16 protein-coding genes are annotated in these 16,918 nt (G+C 39.1%); 12 read left to right on the top strand and 4 right to left on the bottom strand.

The features are described 5' to 3' along the window. Positions 1-144: 144 nt before the first annotated feature. From AC07YC_RS09600 to AC07YC_RS09575, 6 genes are all read left to right on the top strand, one after another. Positions 145-1,332, top strand: a complete 1,188-nt coding sequence (locus tag AC07YC_RS09600) for a hypothetical protein (protein WP_494919178.1) — start codon at positions 145-147, stop codon at positions 1,330-1,332. 15 nt (positions 1,333-1,347) lie between these two features. After that, the gene (locus tag AC07YC_RS09595; protein WP_494919290.1) at positions 1,348-2,526 is read left to right on the top strand and encodes an amidohydrolase; all 1,179 of its coding nucleotides are present in this window, start codon (positions 1,348-1,350) and stop codon (positions 2,524-2,526) included. A 106-nt stretch (positions 2,527-2,632) separates the two neighbouring features. After that, positions 2,633-2,785 (top strand): YpzG family protein, encoded by a 153-nt coding sequence (locus AC07YC_RS09590; protein ID WP_004231380.1) that lies wholly within the window; start codon positions 2,633-2,635, stop codon positions 2,783-2,785. A 121-nt stretch (positions 2,786-2,906) separates the two neighbouring features. Further along, on the top strand, positions 2,907-3,443 hold the full coding sequence (locus tag AC07YC_RS09585) for a hypothetical protein (protein ID WP_494919177.1): 537 nt from the start codon (positions 2,907-2,909) through the stop codon (positions 3,441-3,443). 20 nt (positions 3,444-3,463) lie between these two features. Further along, entirely contained in the window at positions 3,464-3,802 is a 339-nt protein-coding gene (locus AC07YC_RS09580) for a cupin domain-containing protein (protein ID WP_494919176.1), read from the top strand. Positions 3,803-4,081: 279 nt separating this feature from the next. Then, positions 4,082-4,513 (top strand): NUDIX hydrolase, encoded by a 432-nt coding sequence (locus AC07YC_RS09575; RefSeq protein ID WP_494919175.1) that lies wholly within the window; start codon positions 4,082-4,084, stop codon positions 4,511-4,513. A gap of 50 nt (positions 4,514-4,563) precedes the next feature. On the opposite strand, the gene AC07YC_RS09570 is transcribed toward AC07YC_RS09575, so the two are convergent. From AC07YC_RS09570 to mscL, 3 genes are all read right to left on the bottom strand, one after another. Further along, entirely contained in the window at positions 4,564-5,724 is a 1,161-nt protein-coding gene (locus tag AC07YC_RS09570) for an aminotransferase class I/II-fold pyridoxal phosphate-dependent enzyme (protein WP_494919174.1), read from the bottom strand. Positions 5,725-5,726: 2 nt separating this feature from the next. Continuing rightward, positions 5,727-6,842, bottom strand: coding sequence for a methionine biosynthesis PLP-dependent protein (locus tag AC07YC_RS09565; protein ID WP_208705773.1), 1,116 nt, complete (start codon positions 6,840-6,842; stop codon positions 5,727-5,729). A 343-nt stretch (positions 6,843-7,185) separates the two neighbouring features. Continuing rightward, positions 7,186-7,575, bottom strand: coding sequence for a large conductance mechanosensitive channel protein MscL (gene mscL / locus AC07YC_RS09560; protein WP_008180473.1), 390 nt, complete (start codon positions 7,573-7,575; stop codon positions 7,186-7,188). A gap of 193 nt (positions 7,576-7,768) precedes the next feature. Here mscL and AC07YC_RS09555 point away from each other — a divergent pair, with 193 nt between their 5' ends. Continuing rightward, the gene (locus AC07YC_RS09555) at positions 7,769-8,467 is read left to right on the top strand and encodes a lytic transglycosylase domain-containing protein (RefSeq protein WP_036148911.1); all 699 of its coding nucleotides are present in this window, start codon (positions 7,769-7,771) and stop codon (positions 8,465-8,467) included. Between the two features lie 35 nt (positions 8,468-8,502). Here AC07YC_RS09555 and AC07YC_RS09550 read toward each other — a convergent pair whose 3' ends face one another. Continuing rightward, positions 8,503-8,760 (bottom strand): GlsB/YeaQ/YmgE family stress response membrane protein, encoded by a 258-nt coding sequence (locus AC07YC_RS09550; protein WP_004231402.1) that lies wholly within the window; start codon positions 8,758-8,760, stop codon positions 8,503-8,505. Between the two features lie 785 nt (positions 8,761-9,545). Between AC07YC_RS09550 and AC07YC_RS09545 the strand changes: the two genes are divergently transcribed. The 5 genes from AC07YC_RS09545 to ilvN all read left to right on the top strand — a co-directional run bounded on the left by AC07YC_RS09545 (position 9,546) and on the right by ilvN (position 16,832). Then, positions 9,546-10,721, top strand: a complete 1,176-nt coding sequence (locus AC07YC_RS09545; RefSeq protein ID WP_494919173.1) for an amino acid deaminase/aldolase — start codon at positions 9,546-9,548, stop codon at positions 10,719-10,721. Further along, positions 10,709-12,031: a D-arabinono-1,4-lactone oxidase gene (locus tag AC07YC_RS09540; RefSeq protein WP_336635089.1), complete on the top strand. Its 1,323-nt coding sequence runs from the start codon at positions 10,709-10,711 to the stop codon at positions 12,029-12,031. Before AC07YC_RS09545 ends, AC07YC_RS09540 begins: the two co-directional genes overlap by 13 nt. Positions 12,032-12,400: 369 nt before the next feature. Then, positions 12,401-14,071 carry a dihydroxy-acid dehydratase gene (gene ilvD, locus AC07YC_RS09535; protein WP_324728392.1) on the top strand — a complete coding sequence of 557 codons (1,671 nt, stop codon included), beginning with the start codon at positions 12,401-12,403 and terminating at the stop codon, positions 14,069-14,071. Positions 14,072-14,553: 482 nt separating this feature from the next. After that, the gene (ilvB, locus tag AC07YC_RS09530; protein WP_336635087.1) at positions 14,554-16,320 is read left to right on the top strand and encodes a biosynthetic-type acetolactate synthase large subunit; all 1,767 of its coding nucleotides are present in this window, start codon (positions 14,554-14,556) and stop codon (positions 16,318-16,320) included. Beyond that, positions 16,317-16,832 carry an acetolactate synthase small subunit gene (gene ilvN / locus AC07YC_RS09525; protein ID WP_025116198.1) on the top strand — a complete coding sequence of 172 codons (516 nt, stop codon included), beginning with the start codon at positions 16,317-16,319 and terminating at the stop codon, positions 16,830-16,832. Before ilvB ends, ilvN begins: the two co-directional genes overlap by 4 nt. Positions 16,833-16,918 lie beyond the last annotated feature (86 nt).

The following is a 16,918-nucleotide window of genomic DNA, read 5'->3' as shown; positions in this document are numbered from 1 at the left end:
ATTTAGTAAACTACAAATTTAATGTCATGAATATGCTCGAAAAAGTACTGATTTGCTTCTTTTCTGTAAAAATAGAATTTTTAGAATAATAAGTATTATTATAGAGGACATTAAAAAATTAATAGGTAAGGAGAATTATTTAATATGTCTCAAATGTTAGCACTGACGATAGTACTTGCTATTCTTTACATCGGAGATATTGTCGCAACAAGAACAAAGGCTTGGATTCCATCTGTGTTCGTCTGTGCGGTATTATTTTTAATCGGCTATTGGACGTTTTTCCCGAAAGATATTGTTAGTATTGCCGGGATCGGTCCAGTAGTTGCCACGATGTTAATGTATTTATTAATTACCAATATGGGGACACTTCTGTCACTTAAGGAATTGAAAAACCAGTGGAAGGCAATTGTCATTTCATTGGCCGGTATTGTAGGAATTATTGCTATTTTATTTACCATTGGCGCCATGATTTTTGATTTGAAAACAATGATTGTGGCAGTTCCACCATTAGTTGGAGGAATTGTGGCTGCATTAGTCATGTCAGAAGGTGCCTCAGCTGCTGGCCTAGAGGATTTAGCAGTTTTTGCAATTGTTATTTATGTCATTCAAGGATTTGCAGGCTATCCAATTACTTCAATTGTATTAAAACGTGAAGCAAAACGTTTATTAAAAGAACACCAACAAGGTAAGCTACATGTGATTTCACAAGTTCAGGAAGAAGAACACGCTGCTACTGAACAGCCTAAATTATTTAGGATGATACCTGCCAATTATAATACAGAATATTTTAAATTTTTCCGTTTAGCGCTTGTTGGTTTATTGGCCTACGGTACATCGACCGTATTAGCTCCAATTGTGACAGTTAATGCGCTAGTACTGTGCTTAGTATTTGGTGTACTTGCTTCAACAATTGGTTTTTTAGAAAAACAACCATTACAAAAAGCAAATGGCTTTGGCTTTGCCATTATGGGCTTAATGCTCTTTATATTCGACGGCTTAAAACAGGCAACCCCCGAAATGCTAATGCGTATTATTGTGCCGTTAGTTGTTTCGATTGTCCTAGCTGTAGTCGGTATGTATATTTTCTCGTTCATCGCAGGGAAAATATTAAAAGTTAGCCCAAACTTAGCGTTTGCAGTTTCCTTAACAGCGCTATATGGTTTCCCCGCAGATTATATTTTAACGAATGAAGTGGTGAAATCATCGACGGCAGATGAAAAAGAGCGTGAAATGCTGCTCAGTCGTATGCTGCCACCTATGCTTGTTGGAGGCTTCATTAGTGTAACCATAACATCGGTTATTCTAGCGGGTATTTTCGTCAATTGGCTATAAAAAAAGGAGAGAGTAATCATGACTACTATTAAACCTATCATTGCTAATCTTAACAGCGAGCTTGTGGCGATTCGTCAAAAATTACATAGTGAGCCGGAGCTTTCGTGGGAGGAATATGAAACAACGAATTATGTAGCAGCTTATTTAGATAAGCTAGGTATTCCTTATAGACGAACAGAACCCACAGGTATTATTGCTGAATTAAAAGGGAACAAGGAAGGAAAAACAGTTGCCCTACGAGCAGACATGGATGCTTTATCAGTTTATGAAATTCGAGAGGATATTCCATATCGATCTAAAACAAATGGAAAGATGCATGCATGTGGTCATGATGCCCATACAGCCATGCTATTAATTGCCGCTAAAACTTTACATGCAGTCCGTGACGAAATAGAAGGGACAGTTCGATTTATTTTCCAGCCTGCTGAAGAAGTTGCTACAGGGGCAAAAGCAATGGTTGAGCAAGGCGCTATGGAAGGTGTAGATAACGCATTCGGTATTCATATTTGGTCACAAATAGACACAGGAAAAATCCAGTGCAATAAAGGACCTGCGTTTGCCTCTGCCGATATTTTTAAAGTAACTTTCAAAGGTCAGGGTGGTCATGCTGCAGCGCCACATGATGCTATCGATGCAGTGATGATTGCTTCGACCTTTGCGTTGAATGTTCAAACGGTTGTATCGCGTACGGTCAATCCACTTCGACCAGCTGTCTTAACCATTGGTAAAATGGATGTCGGTACCCGTTTCAATGTAATTGCAGAAGACGCTATTTTGGAAGGAACTGTACGTTGCTTCGATCAAGACGTTCGTACGCATATGGAAGCACAAATTCGCCATTATGCTGATCAAGTTGCAACACTCTATGGTGGAACAGCTGAGGTGATTTATGAATACGGTACTCAAGCCGTCAACAACGATAAAGCTAGTGCCGACTTAGTTGAACGTTTAGCGATTGAGCATTTTGGTACTGAAGCTTATCATTTAGACGACCCAACGATGGGTGGCGAGGATTTCAGCTTTTATTTAGATGAAGTGCCAGGCTGTTTTGCATTAGTAGGTTCTGGAAATACAGAAAAAGATACACGCTGGGCACATCATAATGGTCATTTCGATATTGATGAAGATGGTTTGCGCATTGGAACAGAATTATATGTGCAATATGCGTTAACTTGGCTACAAGAAAATAAATAATATGAAAACGTAAGCGGGTATTTTCGTCGTTGTATAATTCCATCCTAGCTGGTCATAATAAAAAAGATTTCACTTATGAAATCTATAATGATGAGGAGGATGAAAAATGAGTAGGTTCGAACAATTAGACCCCAAATCTCAAAAAATCCACCGCAACTGGTCAAGGATTAAGCGATCAAAATCGCAAGTAAACGGGGAAACGGAGATCACTCTTCATAACCGTCTCTTGCGAAGCGAAGCAAAGGCCCGTCAGTTTTAATCATGCTAGAAAAGTAAGTGTCATCGAGCCCAGAAAATTTTCTGGGCTTTTCTTTTTGTGTAAAATGTAATGTATGATACTACTGAAAAGGAATTGAATAAAAAGGGGAGTGAAACCAACTATGAACAATCTTATTCCTACTTATTTACAGCATGTCACAACAAGGATTCAACAGCCAGAAGGGGTCGAATCACAATTACAGCTTTGCTCTACTTCAAATAATAGGAAATTTGAAATTTGGTATTATGGTGATTTATTAGCCTTAGAAGGGGAGGTTTTACCATTCATTTCAGGTTCGACTGCTAAAATCGTTGCCAAGGACCCTTTAACAGCAGAGGAAATTTTGCTTTTTGATGCGACTCTTCATGGTTATAATGCGTTGTTTTGTGATGACTATACAGAAGAACAGCGTAGCAGCCGTCCTCTGCAGCTATATAATATGCCTGCCACTGAAGTGATCTTATCATTTTTTTATAACATTGATTATGATGAAGAAGCGGATGACTATGAGGTCGATGAACAAGGAAATGTACAGTTAATGAATGGTGAAACATCAGATTGGGAGACGGTAAAAAGAAATGGCTATGATGCATTAGCTTTTTATATCAAAAAAAAGGATGGAACATTATTAGTATTTGCTCAGGAAGAATTAGCTTAGCGTGAAAGGAATTAAATTCAATGCAACGATTTCATTTTTCTCAAGATTTAGCGAATCAAATTCACTCTTATAAGTCCATAAATGCGTATTATCAAAAAATCATGAAAACGGCAGTTCCCACGAATATCGGCTTTATCTATATTGAGCCAAATGGTGTGGTAGGCATGCATGAAGCACCTGTACCACAATTATTGATTGTTATTCAAGGTGAAGGCTGGGTTTGTGGTGAGGATGGAAAAAGAGTAGATATTGCAACAGGAGATGGTGTTCTTTGGCAACAAGGACAAGCACATGAATCTGGCAGTACAACAGGATTAACAGCGCTTGTTATTCAGGCCGAACAAATTAATCTTACATAAATAAAGCATGTGGTAGAGTACTGGGCAAAAGCAGAATGCATAAGACTGAAAAATGTATGCCTATCTCTGCTCGGATCAGTATAGTCAATAAGACCCTCTAAAATCGGTGACTAGAAGCAATGTTAGAGTGAGGTATGATGCCGGCTTGGACTAGTAATTTCTTGTACAAAAGTAATGTCATTTTCTTGCATCTGACGTATAATAGGTGTCAACACTTTTCACCTGAAATTCCAATTTTTATCTTTATTGTAACGTACAATTAGATAGGGGGAAGACTTCATGCAAGTAGTTGAAAAAGCATTTGGCTATATTACAAGAGAGCATGGGGAGCAAATTCAAGTTCTCGTATTTGAACAAAATACTGTAGGGGCCGGTATTCAAGTTCCCAAAGGTACGATTGAACAAGGGGAAACACCTTTAGAGGCCGTAAAGCGGGAGATGCTGGAGGAGACAGGCCTAACAACACTTGTTGTTCAAGGGCTCATTGCACAGGATTACTTTAACCATCCATCAGGTGTTTTACAGAAACGTTATTTTTATCATTTAACTACCTCTGATGACACAAAGGAAACCTGGCAACATTATCCTACTGGGTTGAATGAAGCAGATTTACTTTTTTCTTTTTACTGGATATCAGCTGAGCAGGATACACTATTAGCAAAGGGGCATGGCGATTATTTATATCGCCTATTGGCTAAGGTGAAAAATTGAGCGTACAGAAAAACCGCGTCATTAATGGCGCGGTTTTAATGTTTATTCAATTAAGCCTTTGCAGCGACCTCTAAAGCCTGTGCGAAATCGGCTATTAAATCATCTACATGCTCGAGTCCGACAGAAAAACGTAATAGTCCGTCTGTGATCCCACGTTTGGCACGTTCCTCAGGCTCCATAGCGGCATGGCTCATCTTTGCCGGATAGGAAAGAATGGATTCTACACCACCAAGTGAGACAGCGAAAACTGGGATTTTCATTGCCTCGACTAATGCTTTTGCGGAGGTATAGCTTGGTAAGCGGAAAGATAAAACTGCTCCAGAGCTTGTACTTTGACGCTGATGGATGTCATGACCTGGATGGGAGGATAGTCCAGGGTAATAGACTTGTTCCACCAGTGTATGAGTTGCTAAAAACTCAGCAATTTTTTGAGCAGATTGTGCAGAACGGCTAAAACGGACATCTGTCGTTTTAATGTTTTGTAAGAGTGTAAATGAATCCTGTACACCCAAAATATTGCCAAATGAATTTTGGATAAAGTATAAGTCCTGTCCTAGCTTTTCATCAGCTGTGACTGTTAATCCTGCAATAATATCAGAATGCCCCGATAAAAACTTCGTCGCACTATGAATAACGACATCAACACCTAGTTCTAACGGACGTTGATGTAATGGTGTCATAAATGTATTATCCAAAAATGTGAGACAGTGGTGTTGTTTCGCCAGCTCTACTACACCACGAATATCTGTAATGCCTAACGTTGGATTAGATGGTGTTTCCATATAAAGCAGTTTTGTAGTCGGCGTTATTGCAGCTTCCACGGCTGCTAAATCCGTGAAGTCTACAAAAGTGTGGGAAATCCCAAAGCGCGGTAATACCTTTGTCACAAAACGATATGTTCCACCATAAACATCTTCAGTCATGACGATATGGTCGCCCTGTGATAACAGCATTAAAGCGGCTGAAACCGCAGCAATCCCTGAAGAAAAGGCATGGGCACGAACTCCACCTTCAAGCTCTGCTATCGCTTTTTCTAGAGCATCGCGCGTAGGGTTACCGGAACGCGCATAATCATATTCTCCAAACTCATCTATACTCTCCTGGTGGAAAGTAGAGGAAAGGTACATAGGAACATTAACTGCCCCTTTTTTATTTGAGTAGCCATCACGAACACCCGCATGAATGAGGCTAGTTTCTATATGTTGCTTCATCATTATGCCTCTTTTCTTAGGATATCAAATACTTGTTGTAAGTCTGCGATTAAATCTTCTGCTTCCTCAATACCAACTGAGAAGCGTAGTAAACGATCGCAAACACCACGTTCAACTCGTTCTTCATAAGGCATATCAGCATGTGTTTGAGTAGCTGGATATGTAATAAAGCTTTCCACACCACCAAGACTTTCAGCAAAAGTAATTAACTTTAAGTTACGAAGGAATGGGTCAATCCACTCTGGTTTTTGTAAGCGGAATGACAGCATACCACCTTTTCCTGTATAAAGGACATCGGTAACTAGTGCCTCTTCCTCTAAGTAAGCAGCAATCGCCTTGGCATTGGCATCATGTTGCTTTAAGCGAAGGTGCATTGTTTTTAAGCCACGAATAAGTAACCAAGAATCCATAGCACCAAGCACCATGCCACTACCATTATGAATAAAGCCAATGCGTTCAGCTAATTCTGTGCCTTTAGCTACTACGATCCCAGCTAAGACATCATTATGTCCGCCAATATATTTTGTTGCGGAGTGAAGCACAATGTCTGCTCCCAAATCAATAGGACGTTGGAAGTATGGTGTATAGAATGTATTATCTACAATTAACAAAGCACCATGTTTATGTGCAAGCTCAGCATACACTTGTAAATCAAATTCCTGCATAAGCGGATTCGTTGGTGTTTCGATGAATAATGCACGTGTATTTTCATTTATTAATGCTTCTACCTGCTCCACTGATTCGAATTTTGAATAAACAGGCTTAATATTATATGTCTCTTCGAAGAAGTTAAATAGTCTATATGTACCGCCATATAAATCATCTGGCACCACTAATTCATCGCCTGGTTTAAATATAGATAATACTAATTGGATGGCAGCCATCCCCGAGCTACAGGCAAAGCCCATATCGCCACCCTCTAAATCAGCAAAGCCTGCTTCTAAAAGAGCACGAGTTGGATTTTTTGTCCGTGTGTAGTCAAAGCCTGTAGATTCCCCGATCCCAGCATGTTTATAAGCGGTTGATAAATGAATAGGTGGACTAACCGCTCCCGTTGTTGGGTCACTTAAATTACCTAGTTGTACAAGTTTTGTTTCAATGCTTCTGTTTAATGTCATGACGTCACTCTTTTCTCCAATATTATGTAAAGCGGGACTATTCGCTTTTCATTTAATAGTAGTAATCTCAATAATTGTTACCAATTTAACATGGATATTCAAGAAGAACAAGGGTGATTTCAGAAAATTAGCTAGATTATTTTATGTTAATCACGTAGGAATAGTAGGTTATATAGGGGGATGGATTATTTCTATGTCTGACAATGCGGCTTCACTGGGAAGTAAGTTCATTAATCGTTGAGCGAGCAGTGTGGATTTGAAGAAAAGCCATTGGAAGTATTTTTCTACTCATGAAAAAAATCTGCCTCATTGAAATGAGACAGATTCGAAGTAGCGATAGATATTAGGCTTGTTCCTTTTTTAATAAATCGCGGATTTCTTTTAGAAGCTCTTCCTTGGCATCCAGCTCAGGAGTTGGTTCTTCCACGACTGCTTCTTCCTTTTTATTGGTAAGCTTCGTCATAATTCGTAAAGCCATAAAAATTGCAAACGCAATAATTAAAAAATCAATAATTGATTGTAAAAATACGCCTAATTTGATTTGGGCGTCACCTGAACCGTAGACAAAGCTTGCTGTTAAATCAATACCACCTGTTAACACACCAACTAATGGCATAATGATATTTTCAACTAAGGAGGTTACAATTTTACCGAAAGCACCACCAATGACAACTGCTACTGCTAAATCGATAATATTGCCTTTCATCGCAAATTCTTTAAAGTCTTTCCACAAAATAAAATTCCTCCCTATTATAATCCTAAAAATTAATCAATTTGTATTTTACTATATTTTTCCCAAGTCTTTCAACTGCTTTCGTAGTGGAAATGATGTCCTATGCTGCTAGGTTGTATGACTTAAAAAATTTCGCTACTTATTTCGGAAAATTTGGTAATATGGAAGTAGACTACTAGATTAGGTGTGACTTATGACTAAAAAAAAGAATAACAAACCGATGTTATCACCCGCGACAAAATTGGGTATGATAGCATTATTGATTCCAATTGCAATAACCGTATACGTCCTTACTTTTTTTGCGTGGAAGGAGCTTCAAACCTTACCGATTTTTGAAAAGCTTGCTCAGGAAAAGGCGATAGAAGAAATTCAGGAGCATTTTGATATAAGCATTCCTGAAAAATTTATTCCTGTATACATAGCGGCGGAGGAGAAGTATGGTGTACCTTGGACCTTACTTGCTGCACATCATCGCATTGAGACTCGATTTTCGACAGTGAAAACGATGGTATCGTCAGCAGGTGCAGAAGGGCATCTGCAATTTATGCCTTGCACATTTGTTGGCTGGAAGCATCCCACTTGCTCAGGTTTAGGGAAGGGTGATATATCCAAGACTGAACTAATGAGCCCGCAGACCATTGCGAAATACGGGGGATATGGAGTTGATGCAAATGGCGATGGGGTTGCTGATCCATATGACATAGAGGATGCAGTTTTTAGTGCAGCTAATTACTTGTCGAAATATGGTGCTGCACAAGGTGAAATTAAAAAGGCGGTTTTTCAATATAATCACAGTGAGGAATATGTGGAAGATGTGTTGTCTTACTATCAATTGTACAACGCTTATCACGATGAGTTAAAAGCGGCAGTTCTTTTACATCAAGAAAAATAAAGAGCCATCACATTGGATGGCTCTTCATCGCATATTTAAGTTGCTTTACGCATACCTTTGAGAATAAGGCTTACGATAAATATCAGCACGATAGCACCGATTAACGCAGGGAATACGTAGAAATCACTAACTCTCCATCCCCAGTTCCCTAAAACCATACTACCGATCCAAGAACCGACAATCCCCGCAATAATATTACCAATGATACCACCAGGTACATCCTTACCTAAAATTACGCCTGCTAACCATCCAAGAATCCCTCCGATGATTAAATACCAAATGAAACTAATCATATTTCTCATCTCCTTAAAGTTAAGATATAATGGCGATTACTTAGTTATACCCTGAATGAAGCAGATTAAACGTTGCCATCTTTTTTAGTAATAATTACATGATTTTATTTGGCTGTCGTTAACCTTGCAGCTCTTTCACCATGTCAATTGATCGTTAGCCGGAGTGACAGCCAAATCATCTGCATAAATTGTTGTGAAAATGCCTACATTACATAGAACAGCTTTTATATGATACATACACCGATTATCGCTTACTTCTATAGTATGTTTGCGCCTTCAAATCGTACCTAAAATACATTCACCTACTTTCGAAAGAAATGAATGAGCCTTTTCTAAAATTATTTGCAAAAACAGCCTATTCATTCGTAAAAATTTTTTTGATTCATCACCTCAATCGCCCATGCATAAATTTATTTAGCACTTTGCTAATAGGTAGTCTTTTTAAATGGGTAATTTTCCATTATTTGAATAGTTTGAAAAATGAACTAAAAAAGAATATAATGTGAAAAAGGAGCGTGTTATATATGAATATGGCTGTAATGAAACGATTAAATCGTCAAGGTTTACTAATTGCGGGCTTGCATTTGTTAGTTTTATTAAATCTAGCAGCGGATTTCCTCTACGCATCGTAACCAATTTAATAGAAAGGTGAATGAAATGTTTGTCCCATTTTAAAAACAACCGTGTTGGCATTGTTAGTTAACTGCTCACGGTTGTTTTTATTTTGATTAAAGGATTTATTCTATTACATGTCTAATACTTAGTACTTAAAAGGGAGGGATTAAATGACAACAAGATGGGATCAACCGTTTGGTCATTTGGAACGGCCATTTGCGTGGGTGGATTTTGATGCACTTGATAAAAATATTCAAACTGTACAGGGTGCATGTGGGGGAAAACCAATTCGTCTAGCAACAAAATCGATTCGTTCAGTTGAGGTGCTTCGCTATATTCAACATAAACTTGTGAATGTAGCAGGGTTTATGACTTTTACAGCTGCAGAGACAATTTTTTTATTACAGCAGCAGTTTGATGATGTATTACTGGGCTATCCAGTGATGGAAGAGACGGCTATACGTCAATTATTGCACTTTGTTCAAGAGGGGAAAACCGTTACGTTTATGGTTGATCGACAGGAACATATCCAACTATTAGCGAAGTTAGGGAATGAAATGGGTGTGCGTGTCCCAATTTGCATCGATATTAATGTATCAAATGATTTCAAATTATTGTACTTTGGTACGAAACGTTCATCATTATATTCCCTTGAGACGTTAACTCCATTTTTGCAAGCCATAAAAGATAATCCTTCTATTGAAGTAGTAGGGGCTATGGGCTATGAGGCGCAAATCGCTGGTGTTGGTAATCGTCCATCAAATGTAGTAAAGGGTAGAGTAATAGAAGCCATGCAAGCACAGGCGAAAAAGCAGGTCACTCAATTTCGTCGATTAGCTATCGCTCATATTAAAGCCTATTTTCCAAATTTACGTTTTGTTAATGGAGGAGGCTCAGGTAGTATGACTTACACAGCTCAGCAGAAAGAAGTGACTGAAATTACGGTAGGTTCTGCCTTTTATGCCCCTGCTCTGTTCGATCAATTTACCCATTTGCAGCTTGAAAAAGCAGCCGGATTTGCCTTACGTGTCACGAGACAGCCTGAAAAAAATATCGTTGTTTGTCATGGTGGGGGATATACAGCATCTGGTGCGATCGGTAGTGATCGGTTACCTGTATTCTATGAACCTACCAATTTTGCATATCTTAGCTTAGAAGGGGCAGGAGAGGTGCAAACACCGATTAAGGTCAAAGGGAAAAACATTGAAATAGGTGATACCATTTATTTTCGACATGCCAAGGCTGGGGAGCTTTGTGAACGATTCCAATTATTACATGGTGTTCGAGGGGACAAGTATGTAGGATCTTATACAACATACAGGGGGGATGGACAATGTTTTCTATAGAAAAATGGAAGAATGGAGAAAAATGGACTAATTGGGCTGGGAATGTTATTTCCTATCCAAGTGAAATGTATTTACCGCATTCCATTGAAGAAGTTTCAATGATTGTTAAACATGCACGCGAATCTGCAAAGACGATTCGTGTTACAGGTGCAGCACACTCGTTTAGCGCTGTGGCAATGCCGGAGCATATAGCTATTTCCTTACATAATATGCGCGGATTAATCGCTGTGAATGAGGAAAAGCAGGAGGCTACATTATGGGCTGGAACCTATTTATATGAAATTGGACCAGTGCTAGCAAAGCATGGATTTGCATTAATTAATATGGGAGATATTCAGGAGCAAACTATTGCAGGTGCCGTATCAACGGGGACTCATGGCACAGGTGTTACACTTGGTTCCTTATCCTCAGCCGTGATGTCGTGGGGGTTTGTGGATGGGACGGGAACTTATCAGGAGCATCGACGAGGATTGGATGATTTGTCTGAAGCGCATCATGTATCGCTAGGAATGCTCGGTATTCTTGTCAAAGTAACGATTAAAGTCATGCCATTATATGGACTGCATTATGTGGGGGCGAGAGATACGTTAGCGAATGGACTCACCGGGTTTGCAGAGGATATCCAACAACATCGTCATGTGGAATGGTTTTATTTCCCTGGAAGTGAGACGATTCAAGTAAAGCGAATGAATGTGGTAGCTCCTGTCTTTCAAAGCGAATGGAATAAGAAAATAGAAAACCTCAAGCTACAAATTGTAGAAAATGGTGCTTTTTTTGCGATGTCTGAGCTTTGTAAGTGGAAACCAGCTTTAAGTGGTGCCATGAGTAAAATAGCAGCCGCTAATGTGGTGGAAAGTGAAAAAATAGGTATAAGCTATGAAATTTATCCTTCACCTCGTAGTGTGAAGTTCCAGGAAAGTGAATATGCTATCCCATTATCTCAATTTGAAGCTTGTCTAGAGGAAATTCATGCAACCTTTAAAAAGGGCGTTTTTAATGTTCATTTTCCATTAGAATGTCGAACAACTGCAGGGGAAGCTGGTTTTTTAAGTCCTACACAGGGGCGTGAATCAGCCTTTATCGCCTTCCATATGTATAAAGGAATGTCAGAGGAGCCCTATTTCAAATGGGTGCATACGTTAATGCAGAAATATGAAGGTCGTCCACATTGGGGCAAACAACATCATTTAACCGCTCAAAAGGTTTATGAATTATATCCTGAAATTGAAAAATTTTTAAACATTCGACACCAATATGATCCCGATCATGTGTTTTTTACAGGATATTTAAAAAAATTATTTCTATTGTAAGCGCTATCTCCTTTTCCGCCCTTTCCAACTCTTTGTTCCTATTTAGAAAATTATTGTTCTATATTTTTAAAAAATTAAAATTTGAACGAAATGTCAAAATTTTTATCAAAACGAGATAAAACTGATGCTTAATCAGCATGTAAACGATTTCAATTTTGACAGATTTTTTGAATTGTTTAAACAATTCAAAAAATAGTGTTGACGAGACCTTTTTTTCGTACTATGATAACAACAATTTAACACGTTCGTTACAGCAGTAGTACTCTAGAAAGCTGTTATCTATAAACAAAAAATAAATAGACAGAAGATTTTGATTTTGTATATAGCAACGAACATAGTATGGAAAGCAATAAATGAGGGGCGTTTAAAATGAGAAGTGACATGATAAAAGTAGGCGTAGATCGAGCGCCACATCGAAGTCTTTTATATGCAACAGGTAAAGTAAAAGCAAAAGATTTAGGCAAGCCATTTATTGGGGTTTGTAACTCTTATATCGACATAATACCAGGTCACGTTCATTTACGTACGTTCGCTGATGTTGTAAAAGAAGCCATTATTGAAGCGGGTGGTATTCCATTCGAATTTAATACAATTGGTGTCGATGATGGTATTGCAATGGGGCATATTGGTATGCGCTATTCATTACCAAGTCGTGAAATTATAGCAGACTCAGCTGAGACGGTTATTAATGCACACTGGTTTGATGGCGTATTTTATATTCCAAACTGTGACAAAATTACACCAGGTATGCTTATGGCAGCAGTTCGTACCAATGTACCATCGATTTTTGTGTCTGGTGGTCCAATGGAGGCCGGTACATCTGCATCAGGAAAACAGCTTTCATTAACGTCTGTTTTTGAAGGTGTCGGTGCTCATAAATCAGGAAATATGTCTGCTGAAGAGCTATTAGATATTGAAAATAATGCTTGTCCGACTTGCGGTTCCTGCTCAGGGATGTTTACCGCAAACTCTATGAACTGTTTAATGGAAATGCTAGGTGTTGCTTTACCAGGTAATGGAACAATTGTAGCTACTTCTGAAGAGCGTCATAAACTCATTAAAGAAGCGGCGAAACAATTAATTCGTATGGTAAAGGAAGATATTAAGCCTCGCGATATTATAACAAAAGAGGCAATTGACGATGCTTTTGCATTAGATATGGCAATGGGTGGATCTACTAACACGGTTCTACATACATTAGCCATTGCCAATGAAGCAGAAATAGATTACAACATTGAGGATATTAATAAAGTTGCAGAACGAGTACCTTATTTAGCAAAAATCATGCCTGCTTCCGATATTTCAATGGATGATATTAATAAAGCTGGTGGTGTAAGTGCCATTATTAATGAATTGGTGTCTATTCCAGGTGCTATACATCCTAATCGTCCAACAGTGGCAGGAATGACAATGGGTGAGTTAGTTAAAGATCATCACATTACGAATAATCAAGTCATTCGAACGAAAGAAAATCCATATAGTGCTGTAGGTGGTTTATCGGTGTTATTCGGTAACATTGCACCAGAAGGCTCCGTGATTAAAGTCGGCGCAGTAGATCCTTCCATCCAAGTATTCAAAGGTCAAGCCATCGTTTTTGATTCACAGGAGGCAGCACAAGAAAATATTGATAATGGAATAGTGAAAGAGGGCCATGTAGTCGTCATTCGCTATGAAGGTCCTAAAGGTGGCCCAGGAATGCCAGAAATGCTGGCACCAACATCTGCGATTCAAGGTCGTGGCCTTGGTACAAAGGTGGCATTAATCACAGATGGTCGTTTCTCAGGGGCATCACGAGGTATTTCAATCGGACATATTTCACCAGAAGCTGCTGAAGGTGGTCCCATTGCTTTAGTAGAAGACGGAGATTTGATTGAAATTGATCTACCAAATCGTACGATTAATTTACAAGTTTCAGAGGAAGTTTTAGCTGAACGTCGTGCAAAATTACCGGTCTTTGAGCCTAAAATCAAGCGAGGTTGGCTCGCAAGATATTCAAAATTAGTGACGAACGCTTCCACTGGTGGCGTTATGAAGATTTAAAACTAGATAAATGAAAACGTTGATGAGGTTAAAGGTTCTAGAGCCTTGTATCTACCAGAGAGCCGGTCGTGCTGGAAGCCGGCGATACAACTAGATCCGACATCCCCTCGGAGTGAGCTATTAAACGTGTTTACACCATTAGATAGCTTCGGGCATAGTCGAAAGTGCTCGTTATTAATGAATAAATGTTTTATGACACCCTATTGGATGCGGTATATTCCGCATGGGTGCACATAAACGCTGTCATTTATTCGCGAGGTAGCAATTATTTGCTATAAAAAAGGGTGGTACCATGGAAAGTCTTTTTCATCCCTACGTAAGGTAGTTCTTTGCGTGTGGAGAAAAAGGCTTTTTATTATTTTCATAATGGAATGAGCTAACACTCCTTCATCAGGAGGAGCGCATAGACTAACCAGCTAGTGACACTTCATTAATCTACAACACTGATGTGTGAGTTTGAAAGAAATAAAGGAGGCATATTGATGAGTGCGAATGTTTCAATCAATGAAAAAGAACAATTAGCAACAACTGCAACAGTTGAGCAAACCTATCAAGCAAAAGACGGGGCCGATGTACTAGTGCAGGCATTGCACGATCAGGGCGTTGAAATCATCTTTGGCTATCCAGGTGGTGCTGTATTACCAATTTATGATGCGATGTATAAAAATCCAATCCGTCATATTTTAACAAGACATGAACAGGGTGCCATCCATGCGGCGGAAGGCTATGCGCGTGTTTCAGGGAAAACGGGTGTGGTCATTGCTACAAGTGGCCCAGGCGCAACAAATCTTGTTACAGGAATAGCCGATGCCATGATTGATTCCATACCTTTAGTGGTATTCACTGGTCAGGTTGCTACTTCTGTTATTGGCACAGATGCTTTCCAAGAAGCGGATATTATGGGAATTACAACACCCATTACCAAGCATAATTATCAAGTACAAGATGTAAATGACATCCCACGTATTGTCAAAGAAGCTTTCCATATTGCCAGCACAGGTCGTAAGGGACCAGTTGTCGTTGACTTCCCAAAGGATGTTTCACAAATGCTGTTTGATGTAGAAAATCCGCCTCAAGCACCAGATGAAATTTATTTACCAGGCTATCAACCAACCTATAAGCCTAACTACTTACAAATCCAAAAGGCGATACAAGCAATTTCTTTAGCAAAAAATCCAGTCATCTTAGCTGGTGCAGGTGTTCTTTTTGCAGACGCACGTGAAGAATTAACAGCATTCGCTGAAAAATACCGTATCCCTGTAACGAATACTTTACTAGGCTTAGGCTCCATCCACGGCGAACATGAATTATTCCTAGGGATGGCAGGCATGCACGGAACGGCAACAGCGAACACAGCCATAACAAAGGCAGATTTATTACTTAATATTGGTGCTCGATTTGACGATCGCTTAACAGGTAATTTAGCTACATTTGCACCAAATGCGACTATTGTTCATATCGATATTGATCCTGCTGAAATTGGTAAAAACGTACCAACAGATATTCCGATTGTGGCAGATGCAAAAGAAGCATTAAAAGCGATACTGAAAAAGGATTTCGATGGTCCTGATACAACGGATTGGCTAGCTTATTTAAGAAATCACGCCAATGACTATCCATTATGGTATTGCAAGAATGATCATGATCAGGAAATTTTACCACAAGAGGCATTGCGATTAGTTCATAAAATTACAGAGGGTGATGCCATTGTGACAACAGATGTTGGGCAGCATCAAATGTGGACAGCGCAATACTATCATTTAAATAACGATCATGCCTGGGTAACGTCTGGTGGACTTGGTACGATGGGCTTCGGCTTCCCAGCCGCAATTGGTGCCCAATTTGCGAAGCCAGACAAAAAAGTTATTTCAATTGTAGGAGATGCAGGGTTTCAAATGACTGCACAGGAGCTGTCCATTCTACAGGAATTTAACTTACCAGTAAAAATAGTGATTTTGAATAATAGCTGTTTAGGAATGGTTCGTCAATGGCAAGAAACATTCTATGAAGAGCGCTATTCATCCTCACTTATGCCAATCCAACCGGATTTTGTTAAATTGGCAGATGCGTATAGCATTAAAGGCTATCGCATTAACACAATTGATGAAGCGGAAGTTATTTTCCGAGAGGCATTACTTTCTGATGAGCCTGTGTTAATCGATTGTCGTGTGAAACAGCTTGAATGTGTATACCCAATGGTAGCACCAGGCAAAGGCCTACATGAAATGATTGGGGTGAAAAAGAATTGAAACGAGTAATTACCGTAACTGTGATTAACCAAAGTGGTGTGTTAAACCGATTAACAGGTTTACTTATGAAACGTCAGTTTAATATTGAATCCATTACAGTTGGTCATACAGAGCAACCGAATTTTTCAAAAATGACCTTTGTTGTCAATGTAGAGGATGAAGGCAAAATTGAACAACTGGTGAAGCAATTATCCAAACAAATTGATGTATTAAAGGTTAATGATATTACTGATAAATCAATTGTTCTGCGAGAACTAGCACTAGTAAAGGTTATTTCACCACCCAATTTACGCTTGGAAATGAATTCGATTGTTGAACCGTTCCGCGCTCAAATAATTGACACAGCTAAAAATGTAGTGACGTATCAAGTCGTAGGACACCCAGACAAAATAGATGCCTTTATTGAACTAATTCGACCATATGGCATTAAAGAACTTACACGTACAGGGGCAACTGCCTCAGTTCGTGAAACACAAAAGATCTCGAATCCGCAGCTCTCTATTTTAAAATAGTTTGCCTATAAAATTGATAGCTTTAGATGTGAGCACTACCAAAATGTCATGCATCTAGAGCTGTGAAAATAAACCAAATTCTAGGA

This window comes from Lysinibacillus sp. GW247-5R2A (assembly GCF_059424475.1).
The sequence above is the reverse complement of the archived record's forward strand: the minus strand, read 5'-3'. Positions and strand labels throughout refer to the sequence as shown.

What these genes read in the sequence shown, in the direction of transcription:
- AC07YC_RS09600 (WP_494919178.1), top strand. Translation starts at nt 145, where the DNA reads ATGTCTCAAATGTTAGCACTGACGATAGTACTTGCTATTCTTTACATC.
- AC07YC_RS09590 (WP_004231380.1), top strand. Translation starts at nt 2,633, where the DNA reads ATGAGTAGGTTCGAACAATTAGACCCCAAATCTCAAAAAATCCACCGC.
- AC07YC_RS09585 (WP_494919177.1), top strand. Translation starts at nt 2,907, where the DNA reads ATGAACAATCTTATTCCTACTTATTTACAGCATGTCACAACAAGGATT.
- AC07YC_RS09580 (WP_494919176.1), top strand. Translation starts at nt 3,464, where the DNA reads ATGCAACGATTTCATTTTTCTCAAGATTTAGCGAATCAAATTCACTCT.
- AC07YC_RS09575 (WP_494919175.1), top strand. Translation starts at nt 4,082, where the DNA reads ATGCAAGTAGTTGAAAAAGCATTTGGCTATATTACAAGAGAGCATGGG.
- AC07YC_RS09570 (WP_494919174.1), bottom strand. Translation starts at nt 5,724, where the DNA reads ATGAAGCAACATATAGAAACTAGCCTCATTCATGCGGGTGTTCGTGAT.
- AC07YC_RS09565 (WP_208705773.1), bottom strand. Translation starts at nt 6,842, where the DNA reads ATGACATTAAACAGAAGCATTGAAACAAAACTTGTACAACTAGGTAAT.
- AC07YC_RS09555 (WP_036148911.1), top strand. Translation starts at nt 7,769, where the DNA reads ATGACTAAAAAAAAGAATAACAAACCGATGTTATCACCCGCGACAAAA.
- AC07YC_RS09550 (WP_004231402.1), bottom strand. Translation starts at nt 8,760, where the DNA reads ATGATTAGTTTCATTTGGTATTTAATCATCGGAGGGATTCTTGGATGG.
- AC07YC_RS09545 (WP_494919173.1), top strand. Translation starts at nt 9,546, where the DNA reads ATGACAACAAGATGGGATCAACCGTTTGGTCATTTGGAACGGCCATTT.
- AC07YC_RS09540 (WP_336635089.1), top strand. Translation starts at nt 10,709, where the DNA reads ATGTTTTCTATAGAAAAATGGAAGAATGGAGAAAAATGGACTAATTGG.
- ilvD (WP_324728392.1), top strand. Translation starts at nt 12,401, where the DNA reads ATGAGAAGTGACATGATAAAAGTAGGCGTAGATCGAGCGCCACATCGA.
- ilvB (WP_336635087.1), top strand. Translation starts at nt 14,554, where the DNA reads ATGAGTGCGAATGTTTCAATCAATGAAAAAGAACAATTAGCAACAACT.